The organism is Promicromonospora panici (genome assembly GCF_900608595.1).
Lineage (GTDB): Bacteria > Actinomycetota > Actinomycetes > Actinomycetales > Cellulomonadaceae > Promicromonospora > Promicromonospora panici.
On record NZ_UWYY01000007.1, the window covers coordinates 20,593 to 37,241 of the forward strand.

Sequence of the window (16,649 nt, forward strand, 5' to 3'; positions counted from 1 at the left end):
CGCTGCAACAGTGTCACCGCCGACACGCGAGTGGAAGCAACGGCACCCGACCACAACGGATCGTCCGGCACGTACCTGCCGGTGGAGGGATGTTTTCTCATGGCTACGGTCACCTTTGACCACGCGACGCGCGTCTACCCGGGCACGGAGCGCCCGGCCGTCGACCAGCTGAACCTGGAGATCGAGGACGGCGAGTTCCTCGTCCTCGTCGGCCCGTCCGGCTGCGGTAAGTCCACGTCCCTGCGCATGCTCGCGGGTCTCGAGGACGTCAACGGCGGGCACATCTTCATCGGTGACCGCGACGTCACCGACGTGCAGCCCAAGGACCGCGACATCGCGATGGTGTTCCAGAACTACGCCCTCTACCCGCACATGTCGGTGGCGGACAACATGGGCTTCGCCCTGAAGATCGCGGGCACGCCCAAGGCGGAGATCCGCCAGCGCGTCGAGGAAGCTGCGAAGATCCTCGACCTCACCGAGTACCTCGACCGCAAGCCGAAGGCCCTCTCGGGTGGCCAGCGGCAGCGTGTCGCCATGGGCCGCGCCATCGTGCGTCAGCCCCAGGTGTTCCTCATGGACGAGCCGCTGTCGAACCTCGACGCCAAGCTCCGTGTGCAGACCCGTACGCAGATCGCGTCGCTGCAGCGTCGCCTGGGCGTCACCACGGTCTACGTGACCCACGACCAGACCGAGGCGCTGACGATGGGTGACCGCATCGCGGTCCTCAACGCCGGCATCCTGCAGCAGGTCGGCACCCCGCGCGAGATGTATGACCGCCCGAACAACGTGTTCGTCGCCGGCTTCATCGGCTCCCCCGCCATGAACATCGGCACGTTCGACGTCAAGGACGGCCACGTCAAGGTCGGTTCGGCCGACGTGCCGCTCGACCGCTCCATCGCGAGCGAGATGACCGACGCCGACGGCGGCAAGGTGACCCTGGGCTTCCGCCCCGAGGCGCTCGACCCCGTCCCGGTCGGTACGCCCGGCTCGTTCGACGTCGAGGTCAACCTCGTCGAGGAGCTCGGCTCGGACGCGTTCGTCTACGGCACGCTCAAGGGCGACGCCGCCGACGTCAACCTGACCGCCGGTGAGACCAACCAGCTCATCGTGCGCATCGACCCGCGGACCGTGCCGGACAAGGGCGACGTCATCGCCGTCTCCATCCAGGCCGGCCACTCGCACGTGTTCTCCGCGACCTCGGGTGAGCGCCTCGGCTGATCCTCAGCCCTCAATGCGCCGAGATAGAACCGTGGCGAAGTAGAACCGTGGCGAGATAGAACGTCAGCACCGTCTGGCGTTCTGTCTCGCCACAGTTCTACTTCGCCATCGTTCTACTTCGCCACAGTTCTATCTCGCCATAGTTCTATCTCGGCGCATCCCGTCATCGAGAATGGTGCCCATGCCCCAGCAGAATCTCCAGATCACCGCGGTCGCACCCGACCCCGCGCTGCTGGACCTCCCGTGGGACGTTCCGCTGGTCGACTGGCCGGAGGACGTCCTGGCAGCCCTGCCCCAGGGCATCTCGCGGCACGTGGTCCGCTTCGTCAACCACGGGGGCCGCGTCATCGCGATCAAGGAGATCGGCGAGACCGTCGCCTACCGCGAGTACGAGCTGCTGCGCCAGCTGCACCGCATCGAGGTGCCCTCGGTCGTCCCGGTCGGCGTCATCACGGGCCGCCGCGCGCCCGACGGCGAACGGCTCGAGGCCGTGCTCATCACCGAGCACCTGCAGTTCTCTCTGCCTTACCGCGCCCTGTTCAGCCAGGACCTGCGCCCTGACACCGCGACCCGCCTCATCGACGCCCTGGCCGTGCTCCTCGTCCGCCTGCACCTCGTGGGCTTCTACTGGGGCGACGTCTCGCTGTCGAACACCCTGTTCCGGCGGGACGCCGAGACCTTCGCGGCCTACCTGGTCGACGCCGAGACCGGCGACCTGCACCGCACCCTGACCAACGGCCAGCGCAACTACGACGTCGACCTGGCGCGCACCAACATCATCGGCGAGCTGATGGACCTCGCCGCGGGCGAGCTGCTCGACGAGGACGTCGACGAGGTGGCCATCGGCGACGCCCTCGTGGAGCGCTACCAGGAGCTGTGGAACGCCCTCACCGGCTCGGAGGCATTCGCTTCCGACGACCGCTGGCGCGTCGCCGCCCGTATCGAGCGGCTCAACGACCTCGGCTTCGACGTGGGCGAGCTCGAGATCACCACGGACATCGACGGCACCAAGGTGCGCATCCAGCCCAAGGTGGTCGACGCCGGGCACCACTCCCGCCGTCTGCTCCGCCTCACAGGGCTGGACGTGCAGGAGAACCAGGCCCGCCGCATGCTCAACGACCTCGACAGCTACCGCGCCGCGACGGACCGGCAGAACGACCAGGAGCAGATCGTGGCGCACGCCTGGGTCCGCCAGGTGTTCCGCCCGACCATCGACGCCGTGCCGCGCGAGCTGCGTCGCAAGCTGGAGCCGGCGCAGCTGTTCCACGAGATCCTCGACCACCGCTGGTTCATCTCGCAGCAGGCGCAACGGGACATCCCCATGCCCGAGGCCGCCGAGTCCTACGTGGAGAACGTGCTACGGCACCGCCCCGACGAGGACGCGGTGCTCGGCCTCCCGCCGGGCGAGGCGGAAGAGGCCGAGCTGGAGGCCTAGCTCGCGGAGGCCGTGCTCGCGGAGGACGCCTGGCTAGCTCGCGTCCGAGCGCTGCTTGGCCACCTCGTACAGCGTGATGCCGGCCGCCACCGCCGCGTTCAGCGACTCCGTGGTGGTCGCCATCGGGATCGACACCACCGCGTCGCACGTGTCGCGGACCAGGCGGGACAGGCCCTTGCCCTCGGAGCCCACGACCAGCACGAGCGGGTCGGTGGCGTAGGCGAGCTCGCCCACCGGCATGTCGCCGCCGGCGTCGAGGCCCACCACGAAGCAGCCGCTCTTCTTCAGCTCGGCGAGCTCGCGGGCCAGGTTGGTCGCGCGCGCCACGGGCACGCGCGCCGCGGCGCCCGCCGACACCTTCCACGCCGACGCCGTCACGCCGGCCGCGCGCCGCTCCGGTACCAGCACGCCGTGCGCGCCGAACGCCCCGGCGGAACGGAGCACCGCGCCGAGGTTGCGCGGGTCGGTGATGGCGTCGAGCGCCACGATCAACGGCGGCTCACCGGCCTCCGCCGCGGCGTCGAGCAGGTCCTCGGTGTCCTTGTAGTCGTACGGCGGCACCTTCATCGCGACGCCCTGGTGCACGGCGCCGTCGGTGATCCGGTCCAGATCGAGGCGCGACGCCTCGAACATCGGGTGGCTGCGGGCGTGCGCGATCTCCAGGATCTCCTGGGTGCGGTCGTCCGACTCCAGGCGCGACGCCAGGTAGATGCCCTCGACGGGCATCTCGGCCCGGAGCGCTTCCAGCACCGCGTTGCGGCCGGCGACCACCTCCGTGGCACCGGCCCCCTTACGCCCGGCGCCACGGCCGCCGGGGACGCCCGGACGCCGTCCACCCGACACCGCCCGCTTCTTCTCGGCCTCGGCCTTGCGCTGGTGGGCGGGGTGGTAGGTGCGGTCCTCAGCCTTGGGCGTGGGGCCCTTGCCGCGCAGCGCCTTGCGGCTGTGCCCGCCGGTACCTACCTGGGCTCCCTTCTTGGAGCCGGCCTTGCGCACCGCACCGGCGCGCTTCGAGTTGCCTGCCATCGTGTATCTCGTCTCTCAGCCGGTGGTCGAGCTTGTCGCGACCACCGCGGGTTCGTCGGTGGTGGCCGCGACAAGCGCGACCACCCGGGAAAAGGTCAGGAGAGCGCCCAGCGGGCGCCGTCGGCGGAGTCCTGGACCTCGATGCCCGCGGCCGCCAGGCGGTCGCGGATCGCGTCGGAGGTGGCCCAGTCCTTCGCGGCCCGCGCCTCGGCGCGGGCTTTGAGCTCGGCGGCCACGAGCGCGTCGAGCGCCGCGGCGTGCCGGTCGTCGGTGGACGTCGCCCACTGCGGGTCCGCGGGGTCGAGGCCCAGTACGTCCAGCATCGCACGCAGCGCCACCAGCTCGTCACGCACCGCGGCGTCGGCCCCCGAGGCGAGGGCCGTGTTCCCGGCGCGCAGATGCTCGTGTACGACGGCGAGCGCCTGCGGCACGTTCAGGTCGTCGTCCATGGCCGCCGCGAAGGCCTCGGGGACCTCCGCCTTGGCGACCTCCTCGGCCGGGACGTCGCCTACGCGCTCGGAGGCGCGCGTGACGAAGCCCGACAGGCGCTCCCAGGTGGTGCGCGCCTCGTCGAGAGTGTCGGGCGCCCACTCCAGCATCGAGCGGTACTGCACGGCGGCCAGCGCGTAGCGCACGACGGGGGCAGGCGCCTGGCCCAGCAGCTCGCTGACCAGCAGCCCGTTGCCCAGGGACTTCGACATCTTGACGCCGGACTGCGTGACCCACGCCACGTGCATCCAGCGCTGCGCGAACCCGAAGCCCGCGGCCCGGGACTGCGCCTGCTCGTTCTCGTGGTGGGGGAACCGCAGGTCGAGGCCGCCGCCGTGGATGTCGAACGTGTCGCCCAGGTAGCGGCGGGCCATCGCGGAGCACTCCAGGTGCCAGCCGGGGCGCCCCCGCCCGTACGGGGTGTCCCACGACGCCGACTCGGGCTCGCCCGGCTTGGGAGCCTTCCAGAGCGCGAAGTCGTGCGGGTTCTTCTTGGCCTCGCTCGCCGGGCCGGCCGCTGCCTCCGTCCCCTCTTCGGGGCTGAGGTCCTCGACCTTCTGCCGCGTGAGCTCCCCGTAGGCGGGCCAGGAGTGGACGTCGAACCAGACGTTGCCCTCGCCCGTGCTGTAGGCGTGGCCCTTGGCGACCAGGGTGTCCATGAGCCCGATCATCTCGGGCACGCTGCCGGTGGCGCGCGGCTCGTAGGTCGGCGGGAGGACGCCGAGCGCGTCGTACGCCTGCGTGAACACGCGCTCGTACAGCGCGGCGTGCGCCCACCACTCACGGCCCGCTGCCGCCGACTTGGCCAGCACCTTGTCGTCGATGTCGGTGACGTTCCGGATCAGGGTGACCTTCAGGCCCCGCCGTGTGAGCCAGCGCCGCAGCACGTCGAACGCGACGGCCGGGCGCAGGTGGCCGACGTGCGGGGGTGCCTGCACCGTGGCGCCACACAGGTAGATGCCGACCTCGCCCGGGGTGATGGGGGTGAAGTCGCGCACCTCGCGCGTGGCGGTGTCAAACAGGCGAATGGTCACCTGTCAAGGGTACCGGCGTCCTCCTGTAGCAGCCGCGCCACGTGCTCGTGCCCCCGCACCTCGTAGCCGACGACCGTCACCACCGGCGCGAGCATGACCAGGAGCAGCGACCACGACATGTGGAAACCGGCCGCGGCGGTGGCGACGGCTGCGACGAGCACCACCACGGTGCCGGCGACCAGGCCCAGGTGCAGTCGGTCGAGAGACCGGGTCAGCACCCAGAACTGGATGTAGTCGGCCAGCACGAACACGAGCACCGGCACGGCGACGGCGAGCACGGTCCCCACCGCGCCGATGTGGGCCTCCCCCTCCAGGTAGTACGCGGCCACGTGCAGCCCCGCACCCACGCCGGCGAGCCCCGCGAAGACGAGGATGTTCCCGTAGCCCCAGACCCACGACCGCTCCCGGTGCCGGTGCAGCATCTCGGCGTGGGGCGTGAGGAAGTACGTCCACCAGAGCCCGAACGTGAGCCCGGTGCCGGCGAGCGCCACGAGGGCGGCGTCGAGCGTCCAGCCCGAGTCGTGGGTGACGGCGGACAGCGACGCGACGGTGCCGATCACGCCCTCGCCGAGCGTGATGATGGCCAGCAGCCCGTACCGCTCGGCGATGTGGTGCGGGTGCCACGGGGTACTCCGCTGGCCGGGCTGGTCCGCGCGGAGGCGCTCGGACAGGTACGGACCCGCCATCTCCGCGGTACCCAGCACCACACCGCACACGAAGAACACCGGCACGCTCACCGGCGCGACCGCGAGGATGATCCACCCGATCTGCGTGATGACGAGCGTACGCACGTATCCCATGCAGGTCGCCCGGTACTCGGGCGCCTGCCGAGCCGCGCGCAGCCACTGCACGAGCATGGCCAGGCGCATCACCACGTACCCGGCGACCATGACCACGTTGTTGACCTGCTCGCCCTCGACGACCGACGCGAACATGTCCGGCAGGCCGAGCGCCAGCACCACGACGCCGACCATCTGCACCATCGTGGTGACGCGGTAGAACCAGTCGTCGGTGTCGAAGGCGGAGGCGAACCAGGAGAAGTTGATCCACGCCCAGCAGATGGCGAACATCGAGAACGCGAACGCGATCACGCCGGCGGCCGCGTGCCCGTCGGCCACCAGGTGGGCGGCCTGCTCCGCGGCGACGCCGAACCCGACGACGAAAGCCAGGTCGAACAGCAGCTCGAGCGGGGTGGCGCTGCGCGCGGGCTCGTGGGGGTCCCGGCCCTTCATGGGACGGTTGCGGTGATGTGTGCGGGGCATGGCCCTTTTTCTACCCGATGCCCTGCCTCACGGCCTATCCGAAGTTCTTTTGCTCGCCCCGGTACGTCGGCACCGTCTCCACGATCTCGGTACCGCTGACCAGGTGAACCTGGTCGAACCGCTCCATCATCTCGCCCGCCTTCGCATGCCGGAGCCACACCCGGTCGCCCGTGTGCAGCTGGCCGTCGGGTGCCGACCCGCGCGTCGCGCGCAGCGGCGTCTGGACCTCGCCCACGCCCTCCGGGCCGCTCAGCGTATAGCCGGGCGTGAAGAGGCGCGGGACCCGCGCGGCGCCCGCCTTGCCCGACGCCACGTAGCCGCCCGCGAACGCCGTCACCCAGCCGGGGGCTGGCTCCCGCACGACGTCCAGCCCGAAGAACGCCGCGGGGCGTGCCTCGAAGGAGCGGTAGCCGTCGAACAGGCCGGGCGTGTACAGGCCGGAGCCGGAGGTCACCTCGGTGACCCCGGGCGCGCTCCCGCTGACCTCGATCGACCCGGTACCGCCGGCGTTGACCAGCTCCACCTCCTGCCCGACGGCGTCGCGCACCGCCGCGAGGATCCGTACCCGGCGCTCGTTCACCTCCCGCATCGACAGGCGCTTGACCAGCCGGACGGCGGGGCTCGTGTCCGGCAGCCCGGCCACCTGGGCCTCGTAGAACATGAGGCCGCGCACCGCCAGGCCCTTCGCCTGAGCGACGGTCGCGAGGGCCGCGACGTCGCCGGGCTCACGCAGGGGCGAGCGACGAACGCCCAGGTGGGCGGTCAGCGGCCCGACGCCGAAGCGCAGCGAGCAGTCGACGTCCAGGCAGACCTTTATCGGGTCGGTGCCGCCCGAGCGACCCGAGGCCTCGTCGGCGGCCGCGACCAGGCCGAGGTGGGCGACGTCGTCGACCATCAGGGTGACCTCCGCGCGGGCCCTGGCGTCGGCGGCGAGGGCGGCCAGCGCGTCCCGGTCCACGGTCGGATACCCGACCAGGACATCGTTCGCACCCTCGCGGACCAGCCACAACGCCTCCCGCAGCGAGTACGCCATGGTGCCCGCGAACCCGTGCTCGAGCGCCCGCTCGACGAGGGAGCGCACCCGCACGGACTTCGACGCGACGCGGACGGGGACGCCGTCGGCGCGCTTGAGAAGGTCTCGCGCGTTCGTGTCGAACACGTCCAGGTCCACGACGGCGACGGGCGCCGGGAGGCCGGACGTGGCGGCGGACAGCCGGGCGGCGGTGTCTGCTGCGGAGCTCATGTCCGAACGCTACTCCCCCGGCTCGTGCCGTGGGATAGTGCGTCGATGATCTGGACGAACTGGGCACGCACCACCAGTGCGACTCCCGTGCGGCAAGCGCACCCGGCCACGGAGGAGGAGCTGTCCGACGCCGTGCGCCGGGCCGTGCGGGAGGGACACACCGTCCGGGCCGTCGGCGCGGGTCACTCGTTCTCGGCTGCCGCGGCCACGGACGGTGTGCAGCTCGACCTGGACCGGCTCAACGCCCTGCACCGCGTCGAACGCGACCCGGGCACGGGCAACGCCCTGGTCACCGTGGGCGCCGGCATCCGGCTGCACCAGCTCAACCAGGTCCTCGCCGAGCGCGGGCTGGCCATGCAGAACCTCGGCGACATCGACCGGCAGACGATCGCGGGCGCCGTCTCGACGGGGACGCACGGCACCGGTGCGCGGTTCGGCGGGATGGCGAGTCGCGTACGCGCCCTCACGGTGGTGGGCGCCGACGGCGAGGTCACCCGCTGCAGCCCCACCGAGAACCACGACCTGTTCGAGGCCTCGCGGCTCGGCCTCGGCGCGACGGGGGTGCTGAGCACGGTCACCGTCGAGGCGGTCCCGGCGTTCGATCTGCATGCCGTGGAGGACGTCCAGCCGGTGGACCGCGTGCTCGAGGAGCTCGACCACCTGGTCGACCGGTCCGATCACTTCGAGTTCTTCTGGTTCCCGACCGCGCGCAAGGTGCAGACCCTCACGAACACCCGGGTCGAGGCGCGGGCGGACGCCGGCGGGCCGGTCAGCGCCGGGCGCCGGGTGCGCCGGGCGGCCGCCGCCGTCCGCACGTTCATCGACGACGAGGTGCTGTCCAACGTGGGGCTCGAGCTGACCAACCGGACGGCCACCACGTTCCCGGCAATGACGCCGGCCCTCAACTCCTTCGCGGCCCAGGCGCTGCGCCCGCGCACCTACACGGCGCCGTCGTACGAGGTGCTCTGCAACCGCCGCCGGGTGCGGTTCCGGGAGACCGAATACGCGGTGCCGCGTGCGGTCGTGGCCGACGTCCTGAGGGAGATCGACGGCTGGTTGTGCAGCTCGGGCGAGAACGTCCCGTTCCCGCTCGAGATCCGCTTCGCCCCGGCCGAGGACGTGTGGCTCTCCACGGCGTACGGCCGCGAGACCGCCTACGTGGCGGTGCAGCAGTACTGGCGCCTGCCGTACGCCCGGTACTTCGACGCGGCCGAGCAGATCTTCACGGCTGTCGGCGGGCGCCCGCACTGGGGCAAGATGCACTCGCGCGACGCCGAGTACCTCGCCGGCCAGTACCGCCGGTTCCCGGACTTCCGGCGGGCGCGGGGCGCCGCCGACCCCGACGGGGTGTTCGCCAACCCGTACACGCGCCGCGTCTTCGGCTGAGCCGGACCCGGAAGAACCGGGCCTAGGCCGGCTGAGCCGGAGCCAATGGCGGCTCCATGTCGGCGAACACGTCGCGGGCGAGAACCGCGAACCCCTCGCGCGCTTCGGCGTCGTCCTGGTCCACCATCCACGCGAGCTCGATGCCGTCGATGCGGAGCGCGGTCATCCGCGCCAGCGCGCCGATCTCGGTGCGGTACGTCACGCCCGCGACCTCCGCCAGCCGCTGCAGGTACTCGCGGGTCATCGCGATGCTCTGCTTGAGGTGTGCCTGCGCGACCTCGCGCAGCACCGGCGTCCGCGCGCCGGAGACCGCGAACTCGAAGGTGAGCAGCCGCATGTGCTGGTGCTCCTTCAGCCCGACCAGCAGCGCGTCGACGGTGGCCTCGGCCAGGGCTCGCCGGTCGGGGCCCGCGTCGAGCGCGGAGAGCACCGGCTCCGACGCCCGCAGGGCGATGGCGCGGCCCATGGCCCGCAGCATCGCGTCCTTGTCGTCGAAGCAGTAGTGCACGGTGCCGAGGGAGATGCCGGCCTCCTGCGCGACCCGGCGCACGGTGACGGACTCGACCCCCTCCCGCATCGCGACGCTCAGGCCGGCCTCGACGATCTCGGCCCGACGCTCGTCGAGCGGCTTGCGCTTGTTCATGCCTTGCTCCCGTCGGGCACCACGAGCGCCGTCGCGATCGCCGCGATGCCCTCGCCGCGGCCCGTCAGGCCAAGGGCGTCGGTGGTGGTCGCGGTCAGCGAAACGGGCGCGCCTGCGGCGGCGGAGAGAGCCGCCTGTGCTTCGTCGCGCCGCGTACCGACCCGCGGATGGTTTCCGATCACTTGGACTGCCACGTTACCGATCATGTACCCAGCAGCCCGTACGCGCCTCGCGGCTTCCGCGAGAAGCGTGGTCCCGGACGCTCCCGCCCACTCGGGACGGCCCGTCCCGAAGTGCGATCCGAGGTCGCCCAGGCCCGACGCCGAGAACAGCGCGTCCGCCGCCGCATGTGCGGCGACGTCGGCGTCGGAGTGCCCGGCCAGGCCGCGCTCACCCGGCCAGTGCAGGCCGCCGAGCCACAGCTCGCGGCCGGCACCGTCCGGCGCGAAGGCATGCACGTCGACCCCGACACCCGTGCGAGGCAGGGGGTACCCGGCCGGGGCCGGCCGCGCCGGGTCCGGCGTGCTGGACGAGTCGGTCATGCGTTGGTCTCCTGCAGCACGAGGGACGCGAGCCACAGGTCGCGTTCGGTGGTGATCTTGAAGGCTGCCGCGTCCCCGGCGACGATGTGGACCGGTTCGCCCAGGGCCTCGACGAGGCCGGCGTCGTCGGTCGCCGCCAGGTGCTCGGCCACGGCCCGGGCCGCGCCCTCACGGTGCGCGCGGACCAGCAGGTCACGGGCGAACCCCTGGGGTGTCTGCACGGCACGGAGCATCGAGCGGTCGGGGGTGCCCGTGACCAGCTCCACGTCGCCGTCCGGGCGAACCTGCTTCACCGTGTCGGTGACCGGCAGGCCGGGCACGACGGCGCCGTGGCCCCCTTGGACGGCGCGCACGACCCGCTGGACGAGCTCGGACGGGACCAGCGGGCGCGCCGCGTCGTGCACCAGCACGACGTCGTCATCCGTCCGGGCGAGCGCCAGGCCCGCGGCGACCGACGCCTGCCTGGTAGGACCGCCGTCGGTCACGTCGACGGGGATGTGCACGTGCGGATCGTCGGCCATGAGGTCGGTCATGACGCCGACCAGGCCATCAGGTGCGGTCACCACCAACGCGTCCACGACGCCCGACGCCGCGAGGCGTCGCGCGGCGTGCAGCACGAGTGGAAAACCGTCGAGCTCGACCAGAGCCTTGGGCAGGTCGCGCCCCAGTCGGGATCCCGAACCGGCGGCCGTCAGGATTGCAAGGGTCGTCATCTCGTCGGGGTCCCCACAGGATCGTGATTGAGCGAAGGATCCCGTGGGGCGCGAGCACCGGCTCCTGACTGGTAGGCCAGACGTGCGAGGGATCCTGTGGGTAAGTCAGGAAGCGAGAACCTCGTCGAGGATCGCTTCCGCCTTCTCCTCTTCGGTGTGCTCGGCCAGCGCGAGCTCGGACACCAGAATCTGCCGAGCCTTGGCGAGCATACGCTTCTCACCTGCGGAAAGACCACGGTCGGCGTCTCGGCGGGACAGGTCGCGGACGACCTCGGCCACCTTGATGACATCGCCGGACGCCAGCTTCTCGAGGTTCGCCTTGTACCGGCGCGACCAGTTCGTGGGCTCTTCGGTGTACGGCGCACGCAGGACCTCGAACACGCGGTCGAGGCCCTCTTGGCCGACGACGTCGCGTACACCCACGAGGTCGACGTTCTCCGCCGGAACCTCGATGGTCAGATCGCCCTGAGCAACCTTGAGCTTGAGGTACATCTTCTCTTCGCCGCGAATCTTGCGGGTCTTGATCTCTTCGATCAGCGCCGCGCCATGGTGCGGGTAGACAACCGTCTCGCCTACTGTGAACGTCATCTGCAGATGTCCCCTTTCCCTGAAACCAGGTTACCACGGCGTGATCTGGAGAACTTGCGCCCTTGGCCTTCGCAGCGGGTGGTTCTGAACGGTGTTTCCGCAGGTCAGAGGCCTGCGGAAGGCCCAAGTTCGGGCGGTCGCCACTCCTGGACGCTCGATCGGATCGTTCCGCAGCCGTGACCGTTGCCACGCCCTGACCGGGCATTTCGTCTCCGGTCGCGATGCGCGGGCACACCCCGGGGACCACTAGGATATGGCGGGGATCCGCCCCCGCCCGAACCAGACGAATATCAGGGAGTTCACCGTGTCCCGTCGCGCCACCGCCGTCCGAGGCGCCCGCACCATCGCCCTCGCTGCGGTCTCCGCCACGGGGGCCCTGCTCCTGGCGGCCTGCTCGCCGACCACCACGGACCTGAACTACGACCCGTCCGACGGCGCAGGGGTCTCCGTGCTGGGCGAGGAGAACAGGGATCTGCGGGGCATCAACCTCATGGTCGTGTCGGCCGCCGAGGGCGAGGCGGGCAGCGTCCTGGGCGCCCTCGCCAACAAGACCCCCGACGACGCGTCGTTCACTCTCCAGGCGCCCGGCGCCTCTCCCATCACCCTGGAGGTCCCGGCGGGCGACACCGTCTACCTGGGCACGGAGACCGGCGAGGCCGTCCTGCTCGACACCGTGGGCGCGGCACCCGGCAACTACCTCGACGCGGTGCTCACCGTGGGCAGCGACTCCAAGGAATTCCAGCTCCCGGTGTTCGACGGCACCCTGCCGGAGTACGCGGACCACCTCCCGTCCGCGGTGGCATCGCCGTCCCCCGCGGGTTCGCCGGCCACGTCGCCGTCGCCCTCCCCCACGGAGTGACCCCGCCGAGGTAGAACCAGGGCGAGGTAGGACTCTGGCGAGGTAAAACCAGCGGCTTCCGCTGCGGTTCTACCTCGCCAGAGTCCTACCTCGCCCTGGTTCTACCTCGCCCTGGTTCTACCTCGCCCTGGTTCTACCTCGGCGGACCGAGGGTCACCCGAAGCGGCCCGAGACGTAGTCCTCGGTGGCCTTCTCGGCGGGCGACGAGAAGATCGTCGCGGTGTCGTTCATCTCGATGAGCCGGCCGGGCTTGCCAGTGCCCGCGATGTTGAAGAACGCCGTCCGGTCGCTCACACGCGCGGCCTGCTGCATGTTGTGCGTCACGATGACGATCGTGTAGTCCTTCTTGAGCTCCTGGATGAGGTCCTCGATCGCCAGCGTAGAGATCGGGTCCAGAGCCGAGCACGGCTCGTCCATGAGCACCACCTGCGGCTTCACGGCGATGGCGCGGGCGATGCAGAGGCGCTGCTGCTGGCCGCCGGACAGGCCTGAGCCGGGCCGGTCGAGGCGGTCCTTGACCTCGTTCCAGAGGTTGGCGCCGCGCAGGGACGACTCGACCAGGTCGTCGGCGTCGGACTTGGAGATCTTGCGGTTGTTCAGCTTGACGCCGGCCAGCACGTTGTCCTTGATGGACATCGTCGGGAACGGGTTCGGTCGCTGGAACACCATGCCGATGTTCCGGCGAACCGCCACCGGGTCGACGTCGTCGCCGTACAGGTCGACGCCCTCGAGCTCGACCTTGCCCTCCACGTAGGCGCCGGGAATCACCTCGTGCATGCGGTTGAGCGTGCGCAGGAACGTCGACTTGCCGCAGCCCGACGGGCCGATGAAGGCCGTCACGGACTTGGGGTCGACGGTCATGGAGACGCCCTCGACGGCGCGGAAGTCGCCGTAGTAGATGTTGACGTCCGTGACGTCGATGCGCTGAGCCATCTGTCTGATTCCTTCGGGCTGTGGCTTCGGGTGAGGTAGACGTGCGATGCGCGTCAGCGGAGCTTCGGTGCGAACCAGCGGTTCACGAGCCGGCCCGCAATGTTGAGGATCATCACGATCGCGATCAGGGTCAAGGCAGCGCCCCACGCGTTCTGCAGGGCGATGTCAGCGACGCAGCCCTCCTGGCCCTCGCGGCAGGTGGCAAGGCCTTGGGCGTACTGACGATAGATGAAGACCGGCAGCGTCATCATGCGCCCGTCGAAGGCGTCGAAGTTGATCGAGTCGGTCACGCCGACGGCGACGAGCAGGGGTGCCGTCTCACCGATGACGCGGGCCACGGCCAGCAGGACACCGGTGGTCAGACCCGCCACGGAGGTGCGGAGCACCACCCGCACGATCGTGAGCCACTTGGGCACACCGAGCGCATAGGACGCCTCGCGCAGCTCGTTGGGCACGAGCTTGAGCATCTCTTCGCAGGAGCGCACCACGACGGGGATCATGAGCACGGACAACGCCACCGCGCCCATGAACCCGAACCGGGCCCCCGGGCCGAAGAAGATCGTGAACAGAGAGACCGCGAAGAGACCGGCCACGATCGACGGGATGCCCGTCATGACGTCGACGAAGAAGGTCACCGACCGCGCCAGGGCACCGCGGCCGTACTCGACCAGGTAGATGGCGACCAGGATGCCGATGGGCACCGAGACGAGCGCGGCCCAGCCGGTGATGATCAGCGTCCCCGTCACGGCGTGATAGATACCGCCGCTCGGGTCACCGCCGAAGATGCCGCGCATCGAGTACGACAGGAACTCGAGGCTGATCCGGCCCGCACCATTGAACAGTACGGTCCAGAGCAGGGAGACCAACGGCACCATCGCCAGCGCGAAGGCGCCCCAGATGAGCACCGTCATCGCCCGGTCGACGCGTCGGCGACGCGGCTCGGCAGTGGTCAGGAGCGCGCGGGTGCGCTCTGTGGAGTCCATGGTGGACGTGTCGGCGCTCATCAGTTGGCCCCCGAGAATTCCTTGCGGCGGGCGACGATGGCCCGCGCGGCCATGTTCACCGCCAGCGTGATGACGAACAGCGCGAGCCCCGTGGCGATCAGCGCGTTGACGGCCAGGCCGCTCGCCTCCGGGAAGTCCAGGGCGATGTAGGCGGCGATCGTCTGCTGCTGCGCTGCCTGGAGGATGTTGAACGAGTACAGGAACCCGGGCGACAGGATCATCAGCACGGCCATGGTCTCGCCGAGCGCACGACCGAGCCCCAGCATCGCCGCGGAGATGACGCCGGACTGGCCGAAGGGCAGCACCGCGGTGCGGACCATCTCCCAGCGCGTGGCCCCGAGGGCGAGGGCCGCTTCCTCGTGCAGCTTCGGCGTCTGCAGGAAGACCTCCCGGGAGACCGCCGTGATGATCGGCAGGATCATCACGGCGAGCACGACGGAGACGGTAGCCAGCACGCGGGCGGTCGGCGACGCGCCCCCGGCGAAGAGCGGGAACCACCCGAGGTACTCGTTCAGCCAGAGCCACACGGGCCCGACGGCGGGCGCGAGGACCGCGATTCCCCACAAGCCGTAGACCACCGACGGGATCGCCGCGAGCAGGTCCACCAGGTACCCCAGGACCTGGGCAAGCCTGCGCGGCGCGTAGTGCGAGATGAACAGCGCGATGCCCATGGCCACCGGGGTGGCCATCAGCAGGGCCAGGACGGCGGCGAGCAGCGTGCCGAAGACGAGCGGTCCCACGTACGCGAGGAACGACGTGTCGTCGGGGTACCTGGGAACAGCGTCGGCCAGCTCCGCCGAGCTCGCGGTCATGGCGGGCCACGCCCGCACGATCAGGAACAGCGCCACCGCCGCGAGGGTCGCGAGGATCAGGGCACCGGACCCCGTCGCGATCCAGCGGAATGTCCGGCTGAAGCCCCGTTCGGTGTCACCGCTCGACCGTCGTCGCCGGACCGGCGCCGCGGGAGCGGGCGGGCTGTCAGTGGTCGTCACAGAGGTTCCTCGGCTCGTCGTGTCTGTGTTGAGGTAAGCCTGGCACAGCCATGCCGGCGGTCGGGCCACGAGCGACTGCCGTGCTCGTGCGGCCCGACCACCGGCCGGGTTGCATTACTGCATATAGCTCGGTGCGGCCGGGGTCAGCCGGCCGTGATCGCCTCGACCGACGGCAGGAACTGCTCGGTCAGCGAGGTCGGGAGCGGGGCGGAGCCCGCCGAGTCGGCGGCGGCCTGCTGACCCTCGTCGCTCAGGATGTAGGTGTAGAAGCCCTTGACGAGGTCCGCGGTAGCGGCGTCCTCGTACGTCGCGCAGGCCAGGTGGTACGAGACCAGGACGATCGGGTAGGTGCCCTCGATGTCGCGCTGGAGGTCGTAGGCGAACACGTGCTCGCCGGTGCCCTCGACGCGGGGCGAGCCCTCGACGACGGCGGCAGCGGCCTCAGGGCTGTACTCGACGAACTCGTCGCCGACACCCACGGCCACCGTGCCCAGGTCCGCGATCTGCGACGCGTCGGCGTAGGTGATGGTGCCCTCGCCGGCCTGCGCGGCGCTGACCACGCCCGAGGTCTGCGGCGCGGACTCCTGGCCTTCGATGGGCCAGATGCCCTCGGGCTCGTAGGTCCACACGTCCGGGACGACCGTGTTCAGGTACTCCTGGAAGTTCTCGGTGGTACCCGAGTCGTCCGAGCGGTGCACGACGGTGATGTCGGTGCTGGGCAGGTCGGCGTCCGGGTTGTCAGTGGCGATCGCCTCGTCGTCCCAGGTCGTGATCTCGCCCGCGAAGATGTTCGCGATGGTCTCCGGGGACATGTTCAGCGTGTCGATGCCCTCGAGGTTGAAGGCGACGGCCACCGGGGAGATGTACCCCGGGTACTCGATGACACCGCCCGCGCCGCAAATCTCCTCCGCAGTGGCCATCTCGTCCTCGTCGAGCGCCGCGTCCGAGCCGGCGAACGAGAAGGCTCCCGAGCCGAACTGTTCGCGGCCGCCACCCGAGCCGACCGGGTCGTAGTTCACGGTGACGTCCGGGTACTGGCCCTGGAAGCCGGCGCGCCAGGCCTCCATCGCGGACTCCTGCGACGACGCACCGCCGCCGTTGAGGTCACCGGAGAGGTCCATGGCGGTCTCGGAGCCCTCACCGTTCGGCTCGTCCGCACCGGGGTCGGACCCGCAAGCTGCGAGGCTCAGCGCGAGCGCGCCCACCATGACAGCGGAGCCAACGCGGGGGAATCGGCTGATCTTCACGTGTCGTTCCATCCTGTTCAAGTCGTACGCGCGGC

Annotated in this window: 16 protein-coding genes; 4 read left to right on the plus strand and 12 right to left on the minus strand. The window is 70.6% G+C overall.

Annotated features, from left to right (window positions below):
- Window positions 1-99 precede the first annotated feature (99 nt).
- Together EW117_RS09275 and EW117_RS09280 are read left to right on the plus strand one after the other, a co-directional pair.
- Window positions 100-1,218: an ABC transporter ATP-binding protein gene (locus EW117_RS09275; protein WP_129785978.1), complete on the plus strand. Its 1,119-nt coding sequence runs from the start codon at window positions 100-102 to the stop codon at window positions 1,216-1,218.
- A gap of 172 nt (window positions 1,219-1,390) precedes the next feature.
- Window positions 1,391-2,653, plus strand: coding sequence for a DUF4032 domain-containing protein (locus EW117_RS09280; RefSeq protein WP_165362616.1), 1,263 nt, complete (start codon window positions 1,391-1,393; stop codon window positions 2,651-2,653).
- Window positions 2,654-2,686: 33 nt separating this feature from the next.
- On the opposite strand, the gene rlmB is transcribed toward EW117_RS09280, so the two are convergent.
- From rlmB to EW117_RS09300, 4 genes are all read right to left on the minus strand, one after another.
- Complete coding sequence (gene rlmB / locus EW117_RS09285; protein ID WP_129785982.1) at window positions 2,687-3,679, minus strand: 23S rRNA (guanosine(2251)-2'-O)-methyltransferase RlmB; 993 nt, start codon at window positions 3,677-3,679, stop codon at window positions 2,687-2,689.
- Between the two features lie 95 nt (window positions 3,680-3,774).
- Window positions 3,775-5,202 carry a cysteine--tRNA ligase gene (gene cysS, locus EW117_RS09290; protein WP_129785984.1) on the minus strand — a complete coding sequence of 476 codons (1,428 nt, stop codon included), beginning with the start codon at window positions 5,200-5,202 and terminating at the stop codon, window positions 3,775-3,777.
- Entirely contained in the window at window positions 5,199-6,464 is a 1,266-nt protein-coding gene (locus tag EW117_RS09295) for a low temperature requirement protein A (protein ID WP_207211819.1), read from the minus strand. The genes cysS and EW117_RS09295 overlap by 4 nt, the downstream gene beginning before the upstream one ends.
- A 34-nt stretch (window positions 6,465-6,498) precedes the next feature.
- Window positions 6,499-7,707: an alanine racemase gene (locus EW117_RS09300; protein WP_129785986.1), complete on the minus strand. Its 1,209-nt coding sequence runs from the start codon at window positions 7,705-7,707 to the stop codon at window positions 6,499-6,501.
- 45 nt (window positions 7,708-7,752) lie between these two features.
- Here EW117_RS09300 and EW117_RS09305 point away from each other — a divergent pair, with 45 nt between their 5' ends.
- Complete coding sequence (locus EW117_RS09305) at window positions 7,753-9,093, plus strand: D-arabinono-1,4-lactone oxidase (RefSeq protein ID WP_129785988.1); 1,341 nt, start codon at window positions 7,753-7,755, stop codon at window positions 9,091-9,093.
- 22 nt (window positions 9,094-9,115) lie between these two features.
- Here EW117_RS09305 and EW117_RS29710 read toward each other — a convergent pair whose 3' ends face one another.
- The 4 genes from EW117_RS29710 to EW117_RS09325 all read right to left on the minus strand — a co-directional run bounded on the left by EW117_RS29710 (window position 9,116) and on the right by EW117_RS09325 (window position 11,579).
- A complete protein-coding gene (locus EW117_RS29710) occupies window positions 9,116-9,736 on the minus strand; it encodes a TetR/AcrR family transcriptional regulator (RefSeq protein ID WP_207211820.1) in 621 nt (206 codons plus the stop codon).
- Complete coding sequence (ispF, locus tag EW117_RS09315) at window positions 9,733-10,278, minus strand: 2-C-methyl-D-erythritol 2,4-cyclodiphosphate synthase (protein ID WP_129785990.1); 546 nt, start codon at window positions 10,276-10,278, stop codon at window positions 9,733-9,735. Before ispF ends, EW117_RS29710 begins: the two co-directional genes overlap by 4 nt.
- Window positions 10,275-10,991 carry a 2-C-methyl-D-erythritol 4-phosphate cytidylyltransferase gene (gene ispD / locus EW117_RS09320; RefSeq protein ID WP_129785992.1) on the minus strand — a complete coding sequence of 239 codons (717 nt, stop codon included), beginning with the start codon at window positions 10,989-10,991 and terminating at the stop codon, window positions 10,275-10,277. The genes ispF and ispD overlap by 4 nt, the downstream gene beginning before the upstream one ends.
- Window positions 10,992-11,096: 105 nt before the next feature.
- Window positions 11,097-11,579: a CarD family transcriptional regulator gene (locus EW117_RS09325; RefSeq protein WP_020017968.1), complete on the minus strand. Its 483-nt coding sequence runs from the start codon at window positions 11,577-11,579 to the stop codon at window positions 11,097-11,099.
- 304 nt (window positions 11,580-11,883) lie between these two features.
- Between EW117_RS09325 and EW117_RS09330 the strand changes: the two genes are divergently transcribed.
- A complete protein-coding gene (locus EW117_RS09330; RefSeq protein WP_207211821.1) occupies window positions 11,884-12,438 on the plus strand; it encodes a hypothetical protein in 555 nt (184 codons plus the stop codon).
- A gap of 153 nt (window positions 12,439-12,591) precedes the next feature.
- Here the strand turns inward: EW117_RS09330 and pstB are convergent, their stop codons facing one another.
- The 4 genes from pstB to EW117_RS09350 all read right to left on the minus strand — a co-directional run bounded on the left by pstB (window position 12,592) and on the right by EW117_RS09350 (window position 16,614).
- The gene (pstB, locus tag EW117_RS09335; RefSeq protein ID WP_129785994.1) at window positions 12,592-13,371 is read right to left on the minus strand and encodes a phosphate ABC transporter ATP-binding protein PstB; all 780 of its coding nucleotides are present in this window, start codon (window positions 13,369-13,371) and stop codon (window positions 12,592-12,594) included.
- A gap of 53 nt (window positions 13,372-13,424) precedes the next feature.
- A complete protein-coding gene (gene pstA, locus EW117_RS09340) occupies window positions 13,425-14,375 on the minus strand; it encodes a phosphate ABC transporter permease PstA (RefSeq protein WP_129785996.1) in 951 nt (316 codons plus the stop codon).
- Window positions 14,375-15,367 carry a phosphate ABC transporter permease subunit PstC gene (gene pstC, locus EW117_RS09345; RefSeq protein WP_129785998.1) on the minus strand — a complete coding sequence of 331 codons (993 nt, stop codon included), beginning with the start codon at window positions 15,365-15,367 and terminating at the stop codon, window positions 14,375-14,377. The genes pstA and pstC overlap by 1 nt, the downstream gene beginning before the upstream one ends.
- Window positions 15,368-15,510: 143 nt before the next feature.
- Entirely contained in the window at window positions 15,511-16,614 is a 1,104-nt protein-coding gene (locus tag EW117_RS09350; RefSeq protein WP_242504188.1) for a phosphate ABC transporter substrate-binding protein PstS, read from the minus strand.
- Window positions 16,615-16,649: the final 35 nt, after the last annotated feature.

Bases quoted from the DNA above. Each gene is read 5' to 3' on its own strand.
- EW117_RS09300 (WP_129785986.1), bottom strand. From the start codon at position 7,707: ATGAGCTCCGCAGCAGACACCGCCGCCCGGCTGTCCGCCGCCACGTCC.
- EW117_RS09275 (WP_129785978.1), top strand. From the start codon at position 100: ATGGCTACGGTCACCTTTGACCACGCGACGCGCGTCTACCCGGGCACG.
- EW117_RS09325 (WP_020017968.1), bottom strand. From the start codon at position 11,579: ATGACGTTCACAGTAGGCGAGACGGTTGTCTACCCGCACCATGGCGCG.
- pstB (WP_129785994.1), bottom strand. From the start codon at position 13,371: ATGGCTCAGCGCATCGACGTCACGGACGTCAACATCTACTACGGCGAC.
- EW117_RS09295 (WP_207211819.1), bottom strand. From the start codon at position 6,464: ATGCCCCGCACACATCACCGCAACCGTCCCATGAAGGGCCGGGACCCC.
- EW117_RS29710 (WP_207211820.1), bottom strand. From the start codon at position 9,736: ATGAACAAGCGCAAGCCGCTCGACGAGCGTCGGGCCGAGATCGTCGAG.
- EW117_RS09280 (WP_165362616.1), top strand. From the start codon at position 1,391: ATGGTGCCCATGCCCCAGCAGAATCTCCAGATCACCGCGGTCGCACCC.
- ispD (WP_129785992.1), bottom strand. From the start codon at position 10,991: ATGACGACCCTTGCAATCCTGACGGCCGCCGGTTCGGGATCCCGACTG.
- EW117_RS09305 (WP_129785988.1), top strand. From the start codon at position 7,753: ATGATCTGGACGAACTGGGCACGCACCACCAGTGCGACTCCCGTGCGG.
- ispF (WP_129785990.1), bottom strand. From the start codon at position 10,278: ATGACCGACTCGTCCAGCACGCCGGACCCGGCGCGGCCGGCCCCGGCC.
- rlmB (WP_129785982.1), bottom strand. From the start codon at position 3,679: ATGGCAGGCAACTCGAAGCGCGCCGGTGCGGTGCGCAAGGCCGGCTCC.
- pstA (WP_129785996.1), bottom strand. From the start codon at position 14,375: ATGAGCGCCGACACGTCCACCATGGACTCCACAGAGCGCACCCGCGCG.